The organism is Caballeronia sordidicola (genome assembly GCF_001544455.2).
Classification (GTDB): Bacteria; Pseudomonadota; Gammaproteobacteria; order Burkholderiales; family Burkholderiaceae; genus Caballeronia; species Caballeronia sordidicola.
Map to the genome: position 1 here is coordinate 46,773 of NZ_FCOC02000029.1, position 19,586 is coordinate 66,358.

The following is a 19,586-nucleotide window of genomic DNA, read 5'->3' on the forward strand; positions in this document are numbered from 1 at the left end:
GGAAAGCCCATCAACGTCAAAGGAGAACACCATGCTGGCGGCAGAACGGGAAGCGTTTGATCGTGACGGCGCGGTTGTGTTGCGCGGGTTGTTCACGGACTGGATGGAAGCGTTGCGCGAAGGCGTGGAATACAACGCAACGCATCCGGGACCATCGTTCAGGAACTACACGCCCGAGAAAACCTCAGGCCGTTTCTTCGGCGATTACTGCAACTGGCAGCGCATCGAGCCGTTCAGGGATTTTGTCGAGCACAGCACGGCCGCCTCTGTTGCGCAGGCGTTGATGGGCTCGCAGCGCGCTCGCATCTTCCATGAACATGTGCTCGTGAAGGAAGCGGGCGCGGCCAAGCTCACGCCGTGGCATCACGACGAACCCTACTACTGCGTGAGCGCGAATCAGGCCGTGAGCCTGTGGATTCCGCTTGATCCCGTACCGCGCGAAACGTGCGTGGAGTTCGTGGCGGGATCGCACAAGTGGGGCAAGTTGTTCCGGCCGCGCAAGTTCAGCGGAGTTGCCTACGATCACAAGTCGGAGCGGCTCGAGGAGTTGCCGGATATCGATGCAAACCGTGGCGATTATCAGATTCTCGGCTGGAATCTGGAACCGGGCGACGCCATTGCATTCAACTTCCACACCGTGCACGGCGCGCCCGGCAATCTGGCGGGACAGCAGTCGCGCCGGGTGGTGTCGTTCAGATGGCTGGGCGATGGCGCGCGTTTTGTCGATCGCGGGGGTGAAACGTCGCCGCCTTATCCGGAACTAATGAGCAGATACAAGCACGGTGATCCACAGCCGGAAATCGAATTTCCCTTTATTGTTTGAAGGCGTGCTCCCGAAAATACCAGTTTTTATTCTACTTCGAGATAAGCGCCTTTCTGTCTGGATAATGGCCGATTTTGACTAGTGGTAATAAGTCATTCGGACCATTAATCTCTGACCCAATCGTCCGGAACATCCAGCGCCCGGATTACTTTCGCCGGAGAGCCGCCGGCAAGCGTCTTTGCCGGGATTTCTCCCACGACCGTGGAACCAGCCGCGATGACAGCGTGATCGCCAATATCCGCGCCGGCCAATATGGTGGAGCGCGCGCCAATCCAGACGTTATTGCCGATTGATATAGGCGCGCGCTTGGCTGGATGTTGCGGCGAAACCTGATGAAAATCGGTGTCGAAGATATAAGCCATATCGCCGATCTTGCAATTCCTGCCGATCTTGACAGACAGGGTGGCGCAAAGATTCGCACCGTCGTTCATGAACGTGTTTCGTCCGATTTCCAGTATTGCGTCCTTGGTCACCGTGATGTGCTGGCGTGTGCGGAACGAACGGAAAGAGCAATTCCGGGCAATATAAATACGCCCTTTATTCGTGATTTTCGGCCATTTTCCCGAAAAGACCGGCGGACTTTCATAACCAACGTTATCCGCCTTCAGCGACAGGCCAACAAGCAGGCGCTTGAATCTGGATAATCCACTGACAAATGCCTTTTTCATCCTGTGTCCATTTTGAATGGCAAACTTCACCCTCGCGAGGGTGATTCGAATCATATTCTGATCACAACGCGCGTGATTGCGGCCAAGCGATACTTTCTGTAACAAAATATCGAAACACGCTTATTGAATTGCATTGGAGTGTCCGGTCGTTGCGCATCATTGACCGGTACACGCGAGGTTGGCCGTTAATCCAAATCGAGTCTGTGATGACATCTGATGTTCTAGCAGCGTGCATGTTAGCATCGCCAAAACGGGGCCAAATGATGCGGTGCCTGGCGTCCGTCGATCCTGCAACTCGCAATCAAGCGGGTCGGACGCCGGAACTGTCCTAACGGTACTTATCGGTTTCCCTTACTTGTATGACGTCATTTCATATTGCTAACTAACTGCACTGGCCTTAAAACGCCTTAGACCCCGCCTCTCCTGGCTTTACCAACATTTTCGCCATCCTCATGCCAGATTTCGGTTAAATATGGCTGGCGTAAACGCTGAGTCCCTCCCTGTTGCGCGTGCTAAGTCATCTGACATACGATGCGTTCACATTACGTAACGTACCTTACGTCCACGCAATGTCTGGTCAGACAACAACGACACGGAGACACCGACATGGCAATAAAACTAAAAGGCCTGCGCTGGTGGATGATCGGCCTGCTCACACTCGGCACGGTCATGAACTACCTCGCGCGCAGTTCCCTGAGCGTCGCCGCTCCGACGGTCATGGCCGACCTTCATATCACCACCGCTCAATACGGCTGGATCACCGGCGCCTTTCTCGTGATGTACCCCATCGGCGCGCCGGTCACCGGCTATCTCATGGACCGCGTCGGCCTGCGCTTCGGCTTTCTGCTATGCGGCGTCATGTGGTCGATCGTGTGCATCGGTCATGGCTTTGCCAGCGGCTGGGTCGGGCTGTTTGTGCTGCGCGGCTTGCTCGGACTTGCGGAAGCATCGTTTATCCCGGCCGGCATGCGCATGGCGGCGTTCTGGTTCCCGGCACGCGAACGCGCGCTTGCAGCGGGAATCTTCAACATCGGTACATCGATAGGTGCCATTGCCGCACCGCCGCTCATCGCATGGTCGATCCTCAAGTACAACTGGGAAATGGCTTTCGTGATCGCAGGTTGCCTCGGCCTCGTGTGGGCCGCGCTCTGGATCATGTTCTATCGTCATCCTAACGAACACAAGTCGCTCACGCAGAAGGAAGCGGCTTACATAGTGGAAGGCGAACACGCCGAACTCTCCGATAACGGCGCAAAACCCAACCTGCGCCAGATCTTCAGCCAGCGCAATTTCTGGGGCATCGCGTTGCCGCGTTTCTTCGCCGACCCGGTGTGGGGCACGCTAGTGTTCTGGATGCCGCTCTACCTGCATCAGGCGCGCGGCTTCGACCTGAAGGCCATAGCCATGACGGCGTGGTTGCCGTTCGTCGCAGCGGATATCGGCTGCCTGATGGGCGGAACGATCTCCATGTTCCTGAACAAGCGCTTCAACGTCTCGGTGATCAACGGCAAGCGCATGGTCTTCACGCTGGGTGCGCTTGTTATGACGGCAATGGCGGGCGTGGGGTATGTGAAGGAGCCGGCCACGGCGATCTTCCTTCTTTGCCTTGGCGGCTTCGCGCACCAGACGTTGTCGGTCACCGTCATTTCAATGTCGGCCGACCTGTTCCCGCGCCGCGAAGTGGCTACCGTGACGGGGTTCGCGGGGTTATCGGCGGGGATTGGCAACCTGAGCTTCACGCTCGTGATCGGCGCGCTGGTCTCGACCATTGGCTATGCGCCGTTTTTCGTGGCGCTCGGATTTGGCGATCTGATCGGCGTGGTGCTGCTTTGGACGCTGGTTCGCCCGGCGCTGGTCAATCGCCCCGCCGACGCAACCGTCACGCGCCCGGCCAATGCGTAGCAATGCATCGATGAACACAGCGCGCGTGGAACGTGTCGAGGCAGCCGGTCAAACCCCGGCGCAAGTCGGCGAGAGTCCGGTATGGCATGAAGCCGACCAAGCGTTGTACTGGGTCGATATTCCGGCGCGCACGATTGCCCGCGTGCACATGGAAACCGGCACGCGCACGAACTGGGTATTGCCGGAACAAGTGGCATGCATCACGTTCGATCGTAACGGCACGGTGTTGGCTGGCTGCGAGACGGGGCTCTTTGCGGTTACTTTATCGAGCGCAGGGGCAATGACGTTCGAGCGGCTCGCCGCGCCCGATTTCCCCTTTCCCGGCATGCGTTTCAACGACGGCCGTTGTGATCGCCAGGGCCGCTTCTGGGCTGGCACGATGGTGCAGGACATGGCAGCGTCCAACCCGGCGGGCAGTTTATATAGATACGACGCGAGCGGTACATTGTCAGCGCCCGTGGTGCGCGATCTGATCGTGCAGAACGGACTCGCATGGTCACCTCAAGGCACGACCATGTACCTCTCCGACTCGCATGCGTCGCGTCGCGTCGTATGGGCGTTCGACTACGACACGGACACGGGCGAACCCGACAATCGCCGCGTCTTCGCCGATCTAAACCGTTTCACCGGCCGTCCTGACGGCGCTGCGATCGACGCCGATGGCTGCTATTGGACCTGCGCCAACGACGCGGGCGCTCTGCTTCGCTTCGCGCCCGATGGCGCGCTCGACCGCACGCTGCCATTACCGGTCAGCAAGCCTTCGATGTGCGCCTTTGGCGGCCGCGACCTCGACACGCTTTTCATTACGTCCATACGCCCGGCGACCGGCGCCAGCGAACTCGACGGTCATCTGCTCGCGGTGCGGCCTGGCATATGTGGCACGCCGGAGTGCGGATATTCAGGATTGCTATGAGAGCAGGTAGCAAAAAAACGGGCCGCGACACTGCTGGCCAAGCCGCAATCATCGATATAAAAAGAGGAGATTCCATGCAGTCACGCCACGCCAGCAAAGCCGTTCTCATCGGCCTTGCCACCCTCGCCTCACCGGTCTTTGCGCAGAACAGCGTGACGCTGTACGGCATTATCGACGACTCGATCACGTATCAGAGCAGCCAGGCGTCGCTTGGGTCGAACTCCGGCGGACGCTCCAACGTCAAGATGCTTCCGGGCGTCTGGGCAGGCAGCCGCTTCGGCCTCAAGGGTGCCGAAGACCTGGGCGGCGGCAACAAGGCCATCTTCCAGCTCGAGTCGGGTTTCAACTCGGCGACAGGCGGCCAGCAGTACACTAACGCCATGTTCGGCCGCCAGGCGTGGGTCGGCTTGACGAACCCTGTCTACGGTACGTTTACGGCAGGCCGCCAGTACACGTCTTACTACACGCTCCTTGCGCCCTATAGCCCGACCACGTGGCTGACAGGCGCGTTCGGCGCGCATCCGGGCGACCTGGATGAACTCGATACCATTTATCGCGCGAATAATTCGCTGGTCTACACGTCGCCGAAATTCTATGGCGTCACGATCAGCGGCTCCTATTCGTTCGCGGGCGTTCCGGGCAGCGTGAACCAGGGCTCGACGTGGAGCGGCGCGATGCAATATGCCACTGGTCCGTTCGGCATTGCGGCGGGCATCACGCGCATCAACAACTCGACGCCGGGCGGCGGCGCATTCGGCGCGGATTCCACCACTAACTCGGCGGGACAATCGGGTGTATCGGCAGTGACCAACGGGTACCAGACTGCGCAGGCGCAGCAGCGCATTGCCGTGGCTGGCGGCTATACCTTCACGCCGGCTTTCGATATCACGTTCTCGTATTCGAACGTGCAATACATTCCCGGGATCAATTCGAGCTTTAAGACAACGGCCATTTTCAACACGGGCGGCGCGGTGGTGCACTGGAAGCCGGTTACCCTCATCGACCTTGCGGCGGGCTACAGCTACACGCGCGCGACGAAGGCCAACGGCATTACCAGTTCGGCGCAATACCAGCAGTTCAACTTGTCCGAGTACTATTCGTTGTCCAAGCGCACTGGCCTCTATGCATTGCAGGCCTATCAGCGCGCGAACGGCAAGACGCTCGGCACCAACGGCGTAAGCATCATCAATGCAACGTCGGCGATTGGCGATGGCTTCCAGTCCGCGCCATCTTCGTCGCCGAGTCAGTTTGCGGCAGGCGTGGGCATCATTCACCGGTTCTGATTGGCGTAGTACGCACGCGTGAAAAAGCGGCGCGCCCACGCCAGGGCCGCCGCTTTTTAAACCGTTACTGTAATCACAGCACTTGCCCCACACCGCCCTATCAGCGTCTGATGCGGTGCGGGGCCGTGCCAAATGCGCGCAAACGCCGAGCGCCGCCTGTGCCCCAGCACCACAAAATCAGCGTGCAACGCTTGCGCATAATGCTGCACGTTGTCCGCAATATTGCCGATCGCAATGTGCCCGTGCGCGTCCATGCCGCGTTCCTCGGCGAGATCGAGTCCGCGCCTGAGCGTTTCGCGCGCCGCATGCTCGATGTTCAGATAAGCGCCTTCGGACGGCATGCCGAGCGTGGACGCCACCATGGCGGCGGTATCGATGACAACCAGCACGTGCAACTCAGCCGCCAGGGATTTTCCCAGCGACGTTGCGTGATGCAACGCCGCCGTCATCTCCGCCGTGCCGTCGTAGCACGTCAGGATGCGCCGATAGTCAAACATTCCAGGCTCCGATGGTTCCCGCCTTGCTGCGGTTCGTTCGGATAACGCCCTGGATCGCGGGAAAATTCCACCCGCGCCGTCGAAAAAATTCCCACTACGCATCAAACCGCATCGTGCGACCCTGGCCCATCCAATGCAATCAATGCACCTTGGTTGCCGCCGCGATGATCGCCGCCGCCACCGCGTTCGGCTGGCTCACCATCGCCACGTGGCTCGAATTCACGTGCGTGACCGTGGCGCCAATCTGCGCGGCCATGGCCGCTTGCAGATGCGGATCGATCATGTGATCTTTATCGGCGATGACAAACCACGACGGCTTCGAGTGCCACGCGGCGGTGCTCACCTTGTCGTCCGTCGCGCTCGCGGCCCACGGACCTTGCGTGGCGGCGATCAGGCGCGCCTGCGGCACCGGCAGATCCTGCGCGAACTGATGAATGACGGCGTCGGTGGAAAGCGTCAAGTAGTTGCCGGAGTCCTTCTGCAACTGGCTCGCCCAGGCCGGCGCCGGCTTGCCCTTGAGCATGTCGTTGATCGACGTATTGTTGTCGGGCGCGAAAGCGGCGACGTAGACCAAGGCCTTGACCTTGTCGTCGTTGCCGGCCTGCGTGATCACCACGCCGCCCCACGAATGACCGACCAGCACGACCGGCCCGTTTTGCTGCTCGATTGCGCGCTGGGTCGCGGCGGCGTCGTCGGCGAGCGAGCTCAGCGGGTTCTGGACCGCGACCACATGCAGACCGCGCGCTTCGAGCAGCGGGATCACCTTGTTCCAGCTGGAGCCATCGGCGAATGCGCCGTGCACCAGCACCACGTTCGTGCCCTTCAGGTCCTGCACGGGAGCAGCGTGGACCGCGGGCACTGCAAACAGACTGCCGAGCAGCATGGCGGACGCGAGGACTTTCTTAAGAAGATTGTTCATGATGTGATTTCCTTGTGTGGGTCGATATGAGCCGTTACTTTCCCAGACGAAGGCGGCGGGCGGTATCGGTTGAATGACCGACCCTGAAAGCCTCGCGTATAGTGACGGCCTGAAGTTTCGCCCTTGTGCGCCTTATCTCCGGAGACATCGAACTCATGCAGAGCGACCGTTCCGCGCGTTCTGACATCCGCGCATTCGACGCCGTCAAGGCGCTCGCCTTTATCGGCGATCTCAGCATGGGACAGCCGACCGACCACTCGCTGCGCACGGCGTGGCTTGCGCTGCAACTTGCGCAGGCGGCAGGAACGGACGCCGCCGGTTGCGCCACCGCGCGCGAGGCGTCGTTGCTCCGATGGTCGGGCTGCACGGCCAACGCATCCGGTTTCGCCGATGCGCTCGGCGACGACATCGCCGGCCGCGAAGCCATGCTCGCGAATCGTCCCGACTGGGATGAGCCGCTGCATGCGCAACCGGGCGGTCTGGGCGCCACCATTCAGCCGCTTGCGCAGATTCATTGCGAAGTCTCCGGCGAGGTCGCGCGCATGCTCGGCCTCGCGCACGAAACCGAGACCACGCTGCGCCACATCTTCGAAGCGTGGGACGGCCAGGGCCTGCCGGCACGAATGGCGGGACCGCAGGTTCCCGCGCCGGTGTTCATGGTGGCGCTGGCAGGCGATATCGAAATCTTCAGCCGCGTGTACGGGCTCGACCGCGCGCTCGCGCTGATCGCGCATCGGGCTGACATCCGGTATCCCGCCCGGCTTGCCGCGCTTGTGTCCAGGCATGCCGGGACTTGGCTGAACGCGCTCGATGCACTGCAACCCGGCGAGATTGACGAAGCGCTGCTGACGCCGCAGATGCAGCAGGTCACGTCGCCAGAACTCATCGCGGATGTGATCGACCTGAAACTGCCGTGGATGACGGGCTTCTCGCGCGAAGTCGCCGCGACGGCCGCAACTTGCTGCGCGCGTCTTTCTCTCGATAACGACGCGCAAGAGCGCGTCTACCGCGCGGGGCTGATCCATGGCATCGGGCGCGCGGCCGTGCCCAACGCGCTCTGGAACATGCCGGGGCGGCTGTCGGCATCGGCGTGGGAGAAAGTGAGGCTCGTGCCGTACTGGACCTCGCGGGCCGGCAAGCAGACGGGCACGCTCGAACAGGCGGCCGAGCTGGCCTCGTTCGCCTATGAACGGCTCGACGGCACGGGCTATTTTCGCAGCGCGGGCAATGCGGCGCTGCCGCTCGAAGCACGCGTGCTGGCGGCAGCGGCGGCGTGGGTCGCGCTGCGCTCGCCGCGTCCGTGGCGTGAAGCCATGAGTCCGGGCGCGGCCGCCGAACTCATGCGCGCCGAAACGGCACAAGGACGCTTCGACGCCGCTGTGGTTGATGCACTGCTTGCGTCGGGTCCAGCGCAGCCTCGACGCCCGCGTTATGACGCGCGGCCGCAAGCGGTGCGTTTGTCCGCACGCGAAATCGATGTCTTGCGCTCCATCAGCCGCGGCGCGAGCAACAAGGAAGCCGCGCGCGAACTGGAACTGAGTCCGAGCACGGTGCGCACGCACGTGGAAAGCGTGTTCCGCAAGCTCGAATGTTCGACGCGCGCCGCCGCCACGCTCAAGGCGTCGGGCATGGGCTTCCTATGAGCGGGCTGCCGTGACCTCGGCGGCAATCCAGTTGCTGAAGGACACCATGGCGGGTGTCGTGCTTTTTCCTCTCATCGACGTGAGCCAGTAACTGCCCGCGTTGACCTCGATGTCGAACGGGCGAACCAGCGCGCCTGTGTTCAGTTCCCGCTCGAACATGGCTGCGGGCGCGAGCGCGACGCCCGCGCCCTGCATGGCCGCTTCCACCATCAATCGCGATGAATCGAATACCGGGCCGCGCAGTGTTCGCGGCGCAATGCCGGCGGCGGCGAACCAGCGTGTCCAGTCATCGACCCGGTACGAACGCAGCAAGGTCTCGTTGGCGAGGGCCTCGGGCTTGTCCAGCCGTGCGGCGATGTCCGCCGAGCACAGGATGGCGAGCGGCGCGTCAAGCAGTTTGGTCGAGACCGAACCGGGCCACGTGCCGTCGCCAAACCGGATCGCGAAGTCGAGTCCTTCGGTGGCCAGATCGACCAGATTGTTATGCGTGAGCAGCCTCAATTCAATGAAAGGATGCGCGGCGCGGAACGACTTGAGCCGCGGCATCAGCCATCCGACCGCGAAGGTGCCAACCGCGCCCACCGTGAGCACTTCGTGGAAATGGCCGCCATCGAACTGCTTGAGCACGGCTTCGATCCGGTCGAACGCATCGGTCAGCACGGGGCGTAGCGCGAGGCCTTCGTCCGTCATGCCGAGTCCACGCGGCAAACGCTTGAAAAGCGCCGTGCCAAGCCGTTCTTCCAGCGATCTGACCTGCTGGCTGACCGCAGCCTGCGTCACGTTCAGTTCGAGCGCCGCCCGCGTGAAACTCAGGTGCCGCGCGGACGATTCGAACGCCCGCAGCGCATTCAGAGGGAGATAAGGTCGCATGCAACTTGTCCGTCAGTCCAGTGGGGTTCCAGGGTGTGCGTAAATCTATCATCGCCTGAAATGCGCTACGGCAGATATTGGCAGCCAGTTTGCATGTCATATCCAATGCCGGTTTTAAGGGCAAAATAACGATCCCTCACGTCACCCTATTTTTCCCGGATGATCACCACGCTCTTGCATAAAACCAGCCGATGGCTCGCGCCGCTGGTCCTGATCTCGGGCATGTGCGCGGCGGCATCCGCATTCGCTGCGCCGGCAGAACCCCGCGACAAGACCTCCGAGGCACTGGACGCCTGCCTCAACAATCCGAAGACCGTATCCACCGCGGACATGTCGGAGTGTTATTCGGTCGCCTACAAGGCTTTTGATCGCAGGCTGAACGTTGCGTATCAAAGCCTGTTGAAGACACTTCCCACCGTTCCCGCACAAAAGCTGAAGGCGTCGCAACGAAGCTGGCTGACTTTTCGCGACACCGAACTATCGACTCAATCGGCGATCTTCGCGACGCGCCAGGGCACGATGTACGTACCGATACAGGAAGAAGAAGGCATGTCCCTCACGCGCGACCGCGCACTGAGACTGGAGTCCTATCTGGGCGTGATGTCGGTTGACGGGCACTGACACGAACGCCCCGTAGTATTTCTGGCAAAAAACGGCTATCCATCAACGGCCGTTTTGCCGTCCGCAAGCCGCCATGATCTGCTGCGACGCGTAATCGTTCTCGGCGCCTTGCAGGTTCTGCAACAGACAAACGCGATAGTTCTTCTCGTTGTTGTTGAGGAACGCGCTTTCTTTATAAAGCTTGCGGCACGACGCGGTGATCAGGTCCGTTGCATAGTTGCTTCTCACCCCTTTCAGGCTTTGCAACACACACTGGTTATAGGACGCGTCTTCGTCGAACGCCATTGCGGCGCCTGACGTCAGGAGCGTCAAGCTCAGTGCAACGAGTAAGCCAATGCCTTGCTTCATTTTCTTATCCTTGAGTAAAAAAATGCATGCATTACGTTCGCCGCCAACACCGCACATGTGCTTGCCATTGCCCTGCCGCACATAGTACCTTCGCCGTCGATCCACCTATATATCGCTGCCCGGACTGCGCGGCGCCCCGCACCTTACGCAAACGTCAGAATAGATTTTTATTAAGCGCAACCTGTAATCACGGGATAATCGACATCAGAAAATGCCAGACGCGCCGCTAACCATATAACCACTCATATTGCGCACTCCATGGCGTTTAGCGAACCGAGGTCGCCATTCTTCAAATGGCTCGTGGGATCGGCTCAAGACCTGAGCACTGAAAACCGGCAGATCCTGCTTTCGAATCTTTTTACCAGGACAACCTCGATTGTCATGGCATCGATCTGCGAGCTCAGTGTCTGCGTGACGGCCTTATATCTCCATCCGGGCGCACGCTACCTGGCATGGACACTCGCGGTGCTCGTGGTGCTGGCCTTGCGCCTGTCGCTGATTGCCGTCTGCTGCCGGCGCAGCGAGCGCAACGAGCCGACGCCCACATCGTTTTTCCTGGCCGCGAGCATTTTATGGAGCGTGCTCCTTGGAATTGGTGCGCTGCTCTGCAATATCAGCGGTGACCAGACGCTCTTTTTGCTGGGCAACGTCTGTGCGGTCGGTGTGGTCGGCGGACTGGCCGGGCGCAATGCCGGCACGCCGCGGCTCGTGATGATCCAGATATCGATCATCTTCGCGTTGCTCAGCCTCGGCGCGGCGCTCTCGCCCGGCACGGGAAAAATCGTGCTGCTGCTCCAGGCGCCGTTTTGCGCAGCGGGATTCTTCACCGTGGCAGTACGCAGCAACAAGGACACGGTCGCCATGCTGCGCGCGCAGGAAACCAGCAATCGGCTGGCGCGCCACGACAGCCTCACGGGCCTGCCCAACCGCGCGCGCATCAGCGAACTGCTGATCAACCGTACCGATGCCGAACCGGCGCTGCGCCCTGGATCGTTTGCCGTGTTGCTGATCGATCTCGACGGCTTCAAGGCGATCAACGACAGCCTTGGCCACGCCGCAGGCGACCTCGTGCTGCAGGAATCGGCCAGGCGCTTGCGGGCGGTCCTGCGCAAGGGCGATATTGTCGGGCGTCTGGCGGGAGACGAATTTGTCGCCATCGCAAACGATGCCTCGCTGAGCGAGGAAATCCGGCTGCTCGCGGACCAGATCGTCAAGACGCTTGCCCGGCCTTTCGTGCTCAATGACGCGCTCGTGCGCATTGGCGCGAGCGTCGGCATTTCGCAGTATCCCGAGCATGGCGACACTGGGCCGCAGTTGCTGATCTGCGCGGACCGCGCGCTCTATGCGGTGAAGCGCAGCGGCAAAAGCGCGTTTGCCGTGTTCGATGCCCAGGCGCACGCGTCCGACGACAGCCTGAGCCTCCTGCGCAGCGACCTGGAAGGCGCGCTTCAGGCCTTTGGCAGCGGCTTGCGCATGGAGTACCAGGCAATCGTCAATCTCGCGAGCGGCATCACGACTGGCCGCGAAGCCCTCGTCCGATGGACCCATCCCACGCGCGGCGAGCTGGCTCCCGCCACGTTCGTTCCCATTGCCGAGCGCACGGGACTGATCCTGCCGCTTGGCGACTGGGTGCTGCGGCGCTCTTGCGAGGAAGCCGCGAGATGGCGCGAACCGGTGGTCGTCGCGGTGAACGTCTCGCCGGTTCAGTTGCGCGAGGAATCGTTCGCGGACACCGTGGCCTCGGTACTTCGCGAATACGGCTTACCGCCTTCGCGGCTGAATATAGAGGTGACGGAAACCGTGCTGATGAGCGACGATGGACCAACGCGACGCAACGTGGAACGGCTGCGCGCAATGGGCATCGGTCTCGCGCTCGATGACTTCGGCACGGGGTTTTCGACGTTATCGAACTTGTGCCGCTTTTCCTTCGATACCCTCAAGATCGATAGCTCCTTCGTGCGTGAGTCCGTGCACCGGCGGGAATCGGCGGCTGTCGTGCGCGGCATCGTCGCGCTCGCGCGCGAGATCGGCATTCCCACGACGGCTGAAGGCATCGAAACCGACGAGCAACTGGCGTTCGTGCGCAAATGCGGATGCACGAGCGCGCAAGGATTCTTTCTTGGACGGCCGGAACGCAATGAACGCATTGCGGCGGCGTGAAATGAAGGACTTGCATTGCGTGTCCATTTCACGCATGCGTCGCTTTATGCCCGTGCGATGTCCGTTGCGTTCCAGTCGGACTCGCGCGCCAGTTCCACGAACGCCGTCAGGTAATCAATGGCCGTATCCGTTTCCCGGACGCCCAGGAAAATCTGCTTGGCAATGCCTTTTGCGCCGAGCCGAACGGCGCTGACCGCGACCTTGTTCGCATATTCCTCGACCAGCCATCGCGGCAACGCCGCCACCCCGCGTCCGCTCGCGACCATCTGCAACATGATGTCCGTGGTTTCTATGACCTTGTGCCGCTTCGGCACGACATTCGCCGGCATCAGGAACTGGTTGTAGATATCCAGGCGGTCTGTCTCGACCGGATAGGTGATCAGGACCTCGTCCGCCAGTTCATCAGCGAGGATGAACGGCGCGCCGGCCAGCCTGTGTTGCCGTCCCACCACCAGCACCTGCTCGTAGTCGAACACCGGTTCGAAGCGCAAGCCGGGTTTTCGCAAGGGGTCGGGCGTAACCAGTATGTCGATGTCATAGCCAAACAACGCGCCAATGCCGCCAAACTGGAATTTCTGTTTCACGTCGACATCGACATCGGGCCAGCGCGCGAGATAAGGCGACACAACCTTGAGCAGCCACTGATAACACGGGTGGCATTCCATGCCGATGCGCAGCGTGCCGCGCTGCCCCAGCGCGAATTGCTTCATGCGTTCTTCCGCGTGTTCCATCTGCGGCAGCACGCGGTTCGCAAGGGCGAGCAGGTATTGCCCGGCCTGCGTCAGCCGCAGGTTTCGTCCATCGCGGCTCCATACAGCCGTGCCGAGTTGCTGCTCCATCTTCTTGACCGTGTGGCTGAGCGCCGACTGTGTCAGGCACAGCACGTTCGCGGCCGCGGTGAGCGAGCCCTGGCGGTCCACTTCCCGGATGATGGCTAGATGGGTTCGTTCGAGCATACGGAATCCATGAAAGGAACTAATCGATCGATGAGAAAAGACCATTATATTTCATGGACCGTGCGAACTATGATCGGGCCGTTCATTTCAGGAGCGGCATATCAATGGTCACGACACACAACCTGGGTTTCCCTCGCATCGGCGCGATGCGCGAGCTTAAATTCGCACTCGAGTCCTACTGGAAAGGCGAGTCCCCGCTTGAAGAACTGAAACTGCGGGGCGCCGCGTTGCGTCGCCGCCATTGGCAGGACCAGTCGAATCTCGACCTCGTGCCGGTGGGCGATTTCGCTTTCTATGACCAGGTGCTGGACATGAGTTTCACGCTGGGCCACCTGCCGGAGCGCGTCCACGGTTTTCACGGCGACAGCCTCGATAATTACTTCCGCGTGGCGCGCGGCCGCTCGGCCAAGAACGCTGAAGACCACGGCGCGTGCTGCGGCGGCGTCGCGGCGGGTGAGATGACCAAATGGTTCGATACGAACTATCACTACATCGTTCCCGAGTTCAGCGCGAACACGGAATTCAAGCTCGATCCGGCACGCCTGCTGGAACAACTGGGCGAAGCGAGGGCTCAAGGCTTCAAGGCGAAGCCCGTAATCATTGGTCCGGTGACCTATCTGGCGCTCGGCAAGGCCAAGGACGATTCCGACAAGCTCGCCCTGCTGCCGCGCCTGCTTCCGGTCTATGCCGAATTGCTCGCCGCGCTGGCCGAGCACGGAGTCGAATGGGTTCAGGTCGATGAACCCATCCTCGTGACCGAACTTTCCGCCGAGTGGCAGCAAGCCTATGTCACCGCATATCAGGCGCTTGCCCGAGGCCGGGTCAAACTGCTGCTCGCCACCTACTTTGGCCAGTTGCTCGACAATCTGCCCCTCGCCTGCAAGCTGCCCGTGCAAGGCCTGCATCTCGACGCGATCAATGCGCGTGCCGAAGTCGATGCGGTCATCGAACAATTGCCGCAAGACCGCGTGCTGTCGCTTGGCGTGATCAATGGCCGCAACATCTGGAAAACGGATCTTTCGAGCGTGCTCGACTGGCTCGAACCGGTCGCGAAGCAACTCGGCGAACGCCTGTGGATTGCACCGTCCTGCTCGCTTTTGCATGTGCCGGTGGATCTCGACAGCGAACGGAAGCTGGATGCGGAAGTCCGTTCGTGGCTCGCCTTCGCATTGCAAAAACTGGGTGAACTGAAGCTGCTGGCAACCGCGCTGAATCGCGGCCGTGACGCCGTCAAGGCCGAGTTGGCCGTCAATGCCGCCGCCATTGCCGAACGCCGCGCTTCACCTCGCGTGAACAATCCGGCAGTCAAGGCGGCGCTTGCGAAGATAAGTCCGGCCTTGGGTCAACGCAAGAACGCCTATACGGCGCGCGCCGGCAAGCAGGCGCTCTTGCTGAACCTGCCGGCTTATCCCACGACGACCATCGGCTCGTTTCCGCAAACCAGCGAGATCCGCCACGCGCGCAACCGTTTCAAGAACGGCGCGCTCGATGAAGCTGGCTACAAGGCCGCCATGCAGGCCGAGATCGAGCGCAGCGTGCGTGAACAGGAATCCCTGGGGCTGGACGTGCTGGTGCACGGCGAAGCCGAACGCAACGACATGGTCGAATACTTCGGCGAACAGCTCGACGGCTATGCGTTCAGCCAGTTCGGCTGGGTGCAGTCGTACGGCTCGCGTTGCGTCAAGCCGCCCATCCTCTTTGGCGACATCAGCCGGCCGAAGGCCATGACCGTCGACTGGATCAAATACGCGCAATCGCTCACCAGCAAGCCGATGAAAGGTATGCTCACCGGGCCGGTCACTATCCTGAACTGGTCCTTCGTGCGCGACGATCAGCCGCGTTCGGTCTCGTGCTATCAGCTTGCACTCGCTATCCGCGAAGAAGTGCTGGACCTGGAAAAGGCCGGCGTGCGCGTGATCCAGATCGACGAAGCCGCGTTGCGCGAAGGCCTGCCGCTGCGCAAGTCCGAGTGGCAGGAATATCTCGACTGGGCTGTGCAATCTTTTCGAATCACGGCCAATGGCGTGGAGGACGAGACACAGATCCACACGCACATGTGCTATTCGGAGTTCAATGACATCATTGCGTCGATTGCCGGCATGGACGCCGATGTGATCACCATCGAGACCTCGCGCTCGGACATGGAGTTGCTGGACGCGTTCGACAACTTCAACTATCCGAACGAGATCGGGCCTGGCGTATATGACATTCACTCGCCGAACATTCCGACACAGGAGCACATTGTGCAACTGATAAAGAAGGCCGCCGAGCGCATTCCGGCGCGGCGGTTGTGGGTGAATCCCGACTGCGGGCTGAAAACGCGCCAGTGGGAAGAAGTCATTCCGGCGCTGACGAACATGGTGGCGGCCGCCCGGATGCTGCGCGCTTCTGCCTGAGGGCAATCCCGTCTGCCGGGCGCGCGCCTTCCGGAATTAACCCCGGCAGGCGCGCGGCCCGGCCATTCTCGCGGCCGGGTGCTGTTTCAAGCTCAAAAAATTTGTACTCTCTTGCTCGTTTACGCTACATTATGCTCATTCATGATCGATTAGATCGAACGAGCAAACACCGAGCAAACGATGCAAAGAACTCGCCGCGACGCCACCGACACCCTTCTCCCCGACGAACGCGCCGCCCTGATACTGGAGCGGCTGCGTTCGCACGGCCGCGTGCTTGCCGCGGATCTGGCCGCGGAATTCGGCACATCGGAACACACCATTCGCCGCCACTTGCGCGACCTCGCCGACGCCGGCTACTGCAAGCGCGTCTATGGCGGCGCGCTGCTCGTGTCGCCCGCATCGTCCGCAGGGTCCACGCGCATGCGCGAAGCCGGCGACCGCAAGGCGCTGCTCGCGGCAACGGCTGCGAGCATTGTCCGGGCGGGGCAGATCATCCTGCTCGACGCCGGCTCGACCAACGTGGCAATTGCAGCCGCACTTCCCAATAACGCCAGCCTCACGGTCGTGACGAACTCGCCCGATGCCTGCTCGCGGCTGATGGATCGCGAGGGTATCGACGTCATCCTGATCGGCGGACGCATGAATCCGCGCGGCGCGGGATCGACCGGTTCCACCGCTTTGCTGCAGGTCCAGCAGATCAAGGCCGATCTATGCTTCCTGGGCGCCTGCGCAATGGAACCATTGGAAGGCGTCGCCGCATTCGACGCTGAGGAAGCCGAACTAAAACGCGCCATGGTGAAGTCGAGCGGACAGGTCGCCATAGCCATGACATCGGAGAAACTGATGACTGCGGCACCCTACTTTGTCGCGCCCGCGTCGGGTATCGACTACCTGATTCTGGAAGCCGATGCACCCGCCGAACGCGTTGGCGCATTTGAAAACCTGTGCGGCAACGTGATGGTGGCGCGCTCATGAAAACCATCGTGAAACCCGTCTCCGAACGCGTCGCCACTACAGCGGTGTTTCTTGCCAATGGACTGGGAATAGGCGCGTGGGCCGTCGAGGTTCCCCGTATCAAGGAAGCCTTGTCCCTGAGCGATACCGCGCTCGGCCTCGCGTTGTTCGCGTTTGCCCTGGGCGCGATTGTCGCCATGCCGCTGGCGGGCCGCCTTGCGCCGCGCTTTGGCAGTGGCCGCGTGACCGCGCTGCTTGGCGTGGCATTCGTGATCGCGCTACCCTTGCCCGCATTCGTGCCGGACTTCGCGTTGTTATGCGCGGTGCTCTTTGTACTGGGCGCGGCAAACGGCGCACTCGATGTATCGATGAACGGACACGCCAGCGCCATAGAAAGCGAATGGCATGCACCGATCATGTCGTCGTTTCACGCTGCGTGGAGCGTGGGCGGCTTGCTCGGCGCGGCATCTGGCGCGGCGCTTCAGGCCAGCGGCATAGGTACGGCCGGCGGCCTCCTGATTCCCGACGCCGTGATCGCGGTGCTTATCTTGAGCGGCGCTTTCTTTGCGCTCAGGGATATCGGACCTCGCGTGAAAGAGGCGGTCAGCGGTTTTGTCCTGCCCAGCGGCGCCGTCATGAAGCTCGCCGGCCTTGCGTTTCTCTGCATGCTGGTCGAAGGCGCGGTTGCCGACTGGAGCGCGGTGTTCCTGCGCTCCGCACTCGACACACAGGCAAGCGCCGCGGCGCTCGGTTATTCGTCGTTTGCGTTTGCGATGGCGGCGTGCCGGGTTGTCGGCGATGTCTCCGTGCGCCGGCTCGGGTCAAGCGTCGTGGTGGCAATCGGCGGTTTGATCGCGGCGCTCGGGCTAGCGCTGGTGCTGGGTTATCCGAACGTGGTGAGCGCTTGCGTGGGTTTTGCGCTCGTGGGAATTGGCCTTGCGAACATTGTGCCGGTTATCTTCAGCGCAGCCGGGCGCTCGACTTCCACGCCGGCTGTAGGCGTGTCGATGGCGGCAACCGCTGGTTACGCCGGGTTCCTGGTCGGACCGCCGTTGATCGGCTTTGCAGCAGGTTTTCTTGGCTTGCGGCTTGCGTTGTGCGCGCTCGTCATAGCAACGCTGGTTGTTTGCCTGTTAGGCAGAAAAGCGGTGCAGAAGGCGGTTGCCTAGATCATCGAAAAATATCCGCAACCAGATTCGATACCGCGCGTATGCGCTCGCTCCCGCGAAGCGCCGGATGCAGCACCATCCACACGTCCTGATCGAGTTCGCGGATATGCGGTTCGACGCAGACTAGGTCGCTGGTTGTATCGCCGGCGAGTTGCGCGAGCACGCCCAGGCCCGAGCCTCCCAGCACGCCGTCGAATACGCCAAGGAGATAGCTGCATCTGAGAGTCGGCTCGGGTGCGCCTGGCAAGCTCTTGAGCCATCGCGCCGCGGGATGGTCGTCACGTCGCTCGTCGTAACCCACGAACGACAGCTTGTTCCACTCCCTCTTCTTGATCGCGACCTTGTGGCGCAAATAATAATCACGCGATGCATACAGCCCGAAGCGCACCTTGCCAATGCGCCGCACATAAAGATCGCCTTCGTCCGGGCATTCCGACCAGATTGCAATATCCGCTTCACGACGCGCAAGGTTATAAGGGCGCTGCGACGTGAGCACCTCGATTGCCAGTCCCGGAAACCGCTCCTGAAATGAGCCCAGCAGCTTCATCAGGATATAGGACATCCATTCGACGGCATTGATCCTCACCGTTCCTTCAAGACCGTGCGAACCGGTCACGTCGCCAGCGCGTTCGATCTGATGCGCCAGGGTTTCCATTTGCGCCGCCCACGTCACGACCTGCTGCCCGAACGCCGTCACAGTGCAGCCGGACGGCACGCGGTCAATCAGGGGTTCACCTAATCTTCGTTCGAGTTCGGTGAGCCGGCGCGAGAGCGTGGCGGCGCTCAGGTCGCACGCCAAAGCCGCGGCCCGCATGGTTCCTTCCCGCGCAATGGCAAGCAGGATGCGCAGATCGTCCCAGTCAACGTGTTCCATTTTCGAAACGCCCGCTTTCAATTTTAGAGGTAGCATATCGCGATTCGCGAGGATAGCATTAGACCTCGATAGACCGTCCTTGCCTCATCTCTTCATGGCTTGACCAAGGTCTTTCAGACACTTCGCGGCAAAGGAAATGCCACCCTGGGTTTCCTTTCAGATTGCTTGTTCCGCGTGCTCGCCTGAAGCGGCGAATAAGTTGGCGAATGAGCAAATCTCGCGATCCAGCGATTAACGATTTAACGACCAAACGACTCGCGGCTGCCGCACGGCGGACCGAAGAGCGGACTCCGGAGACTCCATGACCCGCAAACCCAATCAAGCCCGACGCCGCGTGCTCGCCGCAACCGCAGTATTTGCTGCAGCTTCGCTCCTGCCCGTTTCATCGGCATTCGCTCAGACGGCGAAAAAACCCACCGTCGCGCTCGTGATGAAGTCGCTCGCGAACGAGTTTTTCCTGACCATGGAAACCGGCGCGAAGGATTATCAGGCGCATAACACCGACAAGTTCACCCTCATCACGAACGGCATCAAGGACGAAACCGATACCGCGAACCAGATCCGCATTGTCGAGCAGATGATCGTCTCGA

At 61.2% G+C, this 19,586-nt stretch carries 17 protein-coding genes and 1 pseudogene; 11 read left to right on the plus strand and 7 right to left on the minus strand.

Annotated features, from left to right (window positions below; genetic code table 11):
- The first annotated feature begins 31 nt into the window (after positions 1 to 31).
- Positions 32 to 823 carry a phytanoyl-CoA dioxygenase family protein gene (locus AWB64_RS28250; RefSeq protein ID WP_060858718.1) on the plus strand — a complete coding sequence of 264 codons (792 nt, stop codon included), beginning with the start codon at positions 32 to 34 and terminating at the stop codon, positions 821 to 823.
- Positions 824 to 927: 104 nt separating this feature from the next.
- On the opposite strand, the gene AWB64_RS28255 is transcribed toward AWB64_RS28250, so the two are convergent.
- Positions 928 to 1,545 carry an acyltransferase gene (locus tag AWB64_RS28255; RefSeq protein ID WP_244164233.1) on the minus strand — a complete coding sequence of 206 codons (618 nt, stop codon included), beginning with the start codon at positions 1,543 to 1,545 and terminating at the stop codon, positions 928 to 930.
- A 552-nt stretch (positions 1,546 to 2,097) separates the two neighbouring features.
- Between AWB64_RS28255 and AWB64_RS28260 the strand changes: the two genes are divergently transcribed.
- From AWB64_RS28260 to AWB64_RS28270, 3 genes are all read left to right on the plus strand, one after another.
- Positions 2,098 to 3,393 (plus strand): MFS transporter, encoded by a 1,296-nt coding sequence (locus AWB64_RS28260; protein WP_060858720.1) that lies wholly within the window; start codon positions 2,098 to 2,100, stop codon positions 3,391 to 3,393.
- 10 nt (positions 3,394 to 3,403) lie between these two features.
- Entirely contained in the window at positions 3,404 to 4,306 is a 903-nt protein-coding gene (locus AWB64_RS28265; protein WP_082850668.1) for an SMP-30/gluconolactonase/LRE family protein, read from the plus strand.
- A 74-nt stretch (positions 4,307 to 4,380) separates the two neighbouring features.
- Positions 4,381 to 5,589 (plus strand): porin, encoded by a 1,209-nt coding sequence (locus AWB64_RS28270; RefSeq protein WP_060858722.1) that lies wholly within the window; start codon positions 4,381 to 4,383, stop codon positions 5,587 to 5,589.
- Between the two features lie 56 nt (positions 5,590 to 5,645).
- Here AWB64_RS28270 and AWB64_RS28275 read toward each other — a convergent pair whose 3' ends face one another.
- Together AWB64_RS28275 and AWB64_RS28280 are read right to left on the minus strand one after the other, a co-directional pair.
- On the minus strand, positions 5,646 to 6,086 hold the full coding sequence (locus tag AWB64_RS28275; RefSeq protein WP_063493292.1) for a universal stress protein: 441 nt from the start codon (positions 6,084 to 6,086) through the stop codon (positions 5,646 to 5,648).
- A 139-nt stretch (positions 6,087 to 6,225) separates the two neighbouring features.
- Positions 6,226 to 7,005, minus strand: coding sequence for an alpha/beta fold hydrolase (locus AWB64_RS28280; RefSeq protein WP_060858723.1), 780 nt, complete (start codon positions 7,003 to 7,005; stop codon positions 6,226 to 6,228).
- 155 nt (positions 7,006 to 7,160) lie between these two features.
- Here AWB64_RS28280 and AWB64_RS28285 point away from each other — a divergent pair, with 155 nt between their 5' ends.
- Positions 7,161 to 8,648, plus strand: a complete 1,488-nt coding sequence (locus tag AWB64_RS28285; RefSeq protein ID WP_060858724.1) for an HD domain-containing phosphohydrolase — start codon at positions 7,161 to 7,163, stop codon at positions 8,646 to 8,648.
- On the opposite strand, the gene AWB64_RS28290 is transcribed toward AWB64_RS28285, so the two are convergent.
- Positions 8,643 to 9,518, minus strand: a complete 876-nt coding sequence (locus AWB64_RS28290; RefSeq protein ID WP_060858725.1) for a LysR family transcriptional regulator — start codon at positions 9,516 to 9,518, stop codon at positions 8,643 to 8,645. The two genes, AWB64_RS28285 and AWB64_RS28290, sit on opposite strands and share 6 nt — an antisense overlap.
- 159 nt (positions 9,519 to 9,677) lie before the next feature.
- Between AWB64_RS28290 and AWB64_RS28295 the strand changes: the two genes are divergently transcribed.
- Positions 9,678 to 10,139 carry a lysozyme inhibitor LprI family protein gene (locus AWB64_RS28295; protein WP_060858726.1) on the plus strand — a complete coding sequence of 154 codons (462 nt, stop codon included), beginning with the start codon at positions 9,678 to 9,680 and terminating at the stop codon, positions 10,137 to 10,139.
- A gap of 42 nt (positions 10,140 to 10,181) precedes the next feature.
- On the opposite strand, the gene AWB64_RS28300 is transcribed toward AWB64_RS28295, so the two are convergent.
- The gene (locus tag AWB64_RS28300) at positions 10,182 to 10,487 is read right to left on the minus strand and encodes a VF_A0006 family four-cysteine protein (RefSeq protein WP_063493295.1); all 306 of its coding nucleotides are present in this window, start codon (positions 10,485 to 10,487) and stop codon (positions 10,182 to 10,184) included.
- Between the two features lie 258 nt (positions 10,488 to 10,745).
- Between AWB64_RS28300 and AWB64_RS28305 the strand changes: the two genes are divergently transcribed.
- Positions 10,746 to 12,647, plus strand: coding sequence for a putative bifunctional diguanylate cyclase/phosphodiesterase (locus tag AWB64_RS28305; RefSeq protein WP_060858728.1), 1,902 nt, complete (start codon positions 10,746 to 10,748; stop codon positions 12,645 to 12,647).
- A gap of 44 nt (positions 12,648 to 12,691) precedes the next feature.
- Here the strand turns inward: AWB64_RS28305 and AWB64_RS28310 are convergent, their stop codons facing one another.
- Complete coding sequence (locus AWB64_RS28310) at positions 12,692 to 13,603, minus strand: LysR family transcriptional regulator (protein ID WP_060858729.1); 912 nt, start codon at positions 13,601 to 13,603, stop codon at positions 12,692 to 12,694.
- Positions 13,604 to 13,707: 104 nt separating this feature from the next.
- Here AWB64_RS28310 and metE point away from each other — a divergent pair, with 104 nt between their 5' ends.
- The 3 genes from metE (at position 13,708) to AWB64_RS28325 (ending at position 18,122) form a co-directional block, all read left to right on the plus strand.
- Positions 13,708 to 15,999, plus strand: a complete 2,292-nt coding sequence (gene metE / locus AWB64_RS28315; RefSeq protein ID WP_060858730.1) for a 5-methyltetrahydropteroyltriglutamate--homocysteine S-methyltransferase — start codon at positions 13,708 to 13,710, stop codon at positions 15,997 to 15,999.
- 180 nt (positions 16,000 to 16,179) lie between these two features.
- Entirely contained in the window at positions 16,180 to 16,974 is a 795-nt protein-coding gene (locus tag AWB64_RS28320) for a DeoR/GlpR family DNA-binding transcription regulator (RefSeq protein ID WP_060858731.1), read from the plus strand.
- Positions 16,971 to 18,122 (plus strand): MFS transporter, encoded by a 1,152-nt coding sequence (locus AWB64_RS28325; RefSeq protein ID WP_060858732.1) that lies wholly within the window; start codon positions 16,971 to 16,973, stop codon positions 18,120 to 18,122. The genes AWB64_RS28320 and AWB64_RS28325 overlap by 4 nt, the downstream gene beginning before the upstream one ends.
- A 1-nt stretch (position 18,123) precedes the next feature.
- On the opposite strand, the gene AWB64_RS28330 is transcribed toward AWB64_RS28325, so the two are convergent.
- Positions 18,124 to 18,996: a LysR family transcriptional regulator gene (locus AWB64_RS28330; protein ID WP_060858733.1), complete on the minus strand. Its 873-nt coding sequence runs from the start codon at positions 18,994 to 18,996 to the stop codon at positions 18,124 to 18,126.
- Positions 18,997 to 19,297: 301 nt separating this feature from the next.
- Here AWB64_RS28330 and AWB64_RS28335 point away from each other — a divergent pair.
- Positions 19,298 to 19,586: pseudogene (locus AWB64_RS28335) on the plus strand (sugar ABC transporter substrate-binding protein); the annotation flags it as partial.

Coding starts and splice junctions, on each gene's coding strand:
- AWB64_RS28250 (WP_060858718.1), top strand. CDS start 32: ATGCTGGCGGCAGAACGGGAAGCGTTTGATCGTGACGGCGCGGTTGTG.
- AWB64_RS28255 (WP_244164233.1), bottom strand. CDS start 1,545: ATGATTCGAATCACCCTCGCGAGGGTGAAGTTTGCCATTCAAAATGGA.
- AWB64_RS28260 (WP_060858720.1), top strand. CDS start 2,098: ATGGCAATAAAACTAAAAGGCCTGCGCTGGTGGATGATCGGCCTGCTC.
- AWB64_RS28265 (WP_082850668.1), top strand. CDS start 3,404: ATGAACACAGCGCGCGTGGAACGTGTCGAGGCAGCCGGTCAAACCCCG.
- AWB64_RS28270 (WP_060858722.1), top strand. CDS start 4,381: ATGCAGTCACGCCACGCCAGCAAAGCCGTTCTCATCGGCCTTGCCACC.
- AWB64_RS28275 (WP_063493292.1), bottom strand. CDS start 6,086: ATGTTTGACTATCGGCGCATCCTGACGTGCTACGACGGCACGGCGGAG.
- AWB64_RS28280 (WP_060858723.1), bottom strand. CDS start 7,005: ATGAACAATCTTCTTAAGAAAGTCCTCGCGTCCGCCATGCTGCTCGGC.
- AWB64_RS28285 (WP_060858724.1), top strand. CDS start 7,161: ATGCAGAGCGACCGTTCCGCGCGTTCTGACATCCGCGCATTCGACGCC.
- AWB64_RS28290 (WP_060858725.1), bottom strand. CDS start 9,518: ATGCGACCTTATCTCCCTCTGAATGCGCTGCGGGCGTTCGAATCGTCC.
- AWB64_RS28295 (WP_060858726.1), top strand. CDS start 9,678: ATGATCACCACGCTCTTGCATAAAACCAGCCGATGGCTCGCGCCGCTG.
- AWB64_RS28300 (WP_063493295.1), bottom strand. CDS start 10,487: ATGAAGCAAGGCATTGGCTTACTCGTTGCACTGAGCTTGACGCTCCTG.
- AWB64_RS28305 (WP_060858728.1), top strand. CDS start 10,746: ATGGCGTTTAGCGAACCGAGGTCGCCATTCTTCAAATGGCTCGTGGGA.
- AWB64_RS28310 (WP_060858729.1), bottom strand. CDS start 13,603: ATGCTCGAACGAACCCATCTAGCCATCATCCGGGAAGTGGACCGCCAG.
- metE (WP_060858730.1), top strand. CDS start 13,708: ATGGTCACGACACACAACCTGGGTTTCCCTCGCATCGGCGCGATGCGC.
- AWB64_RS28320 (WP_060858731.1), top strand. CDS start 16,180: ATGCAAAGAACTCGCCGCGACGCCACCGACACCCTTCTCCCCGACGAA.
- AWB64_RS28325 (WP_060858732.1), top strand. CDS start 16,971: ATGAAAACCATCGTGAAACCCGTCTCCGAACGCGTCGCCACTACAGCG.
- AWB64_RS28330 (WP_060858733.1), bottom strand. CDS start 18,996: ATGGAACACGTTGACTGGGACGATCTGCGCATCCTGCTTGCCATTGCG.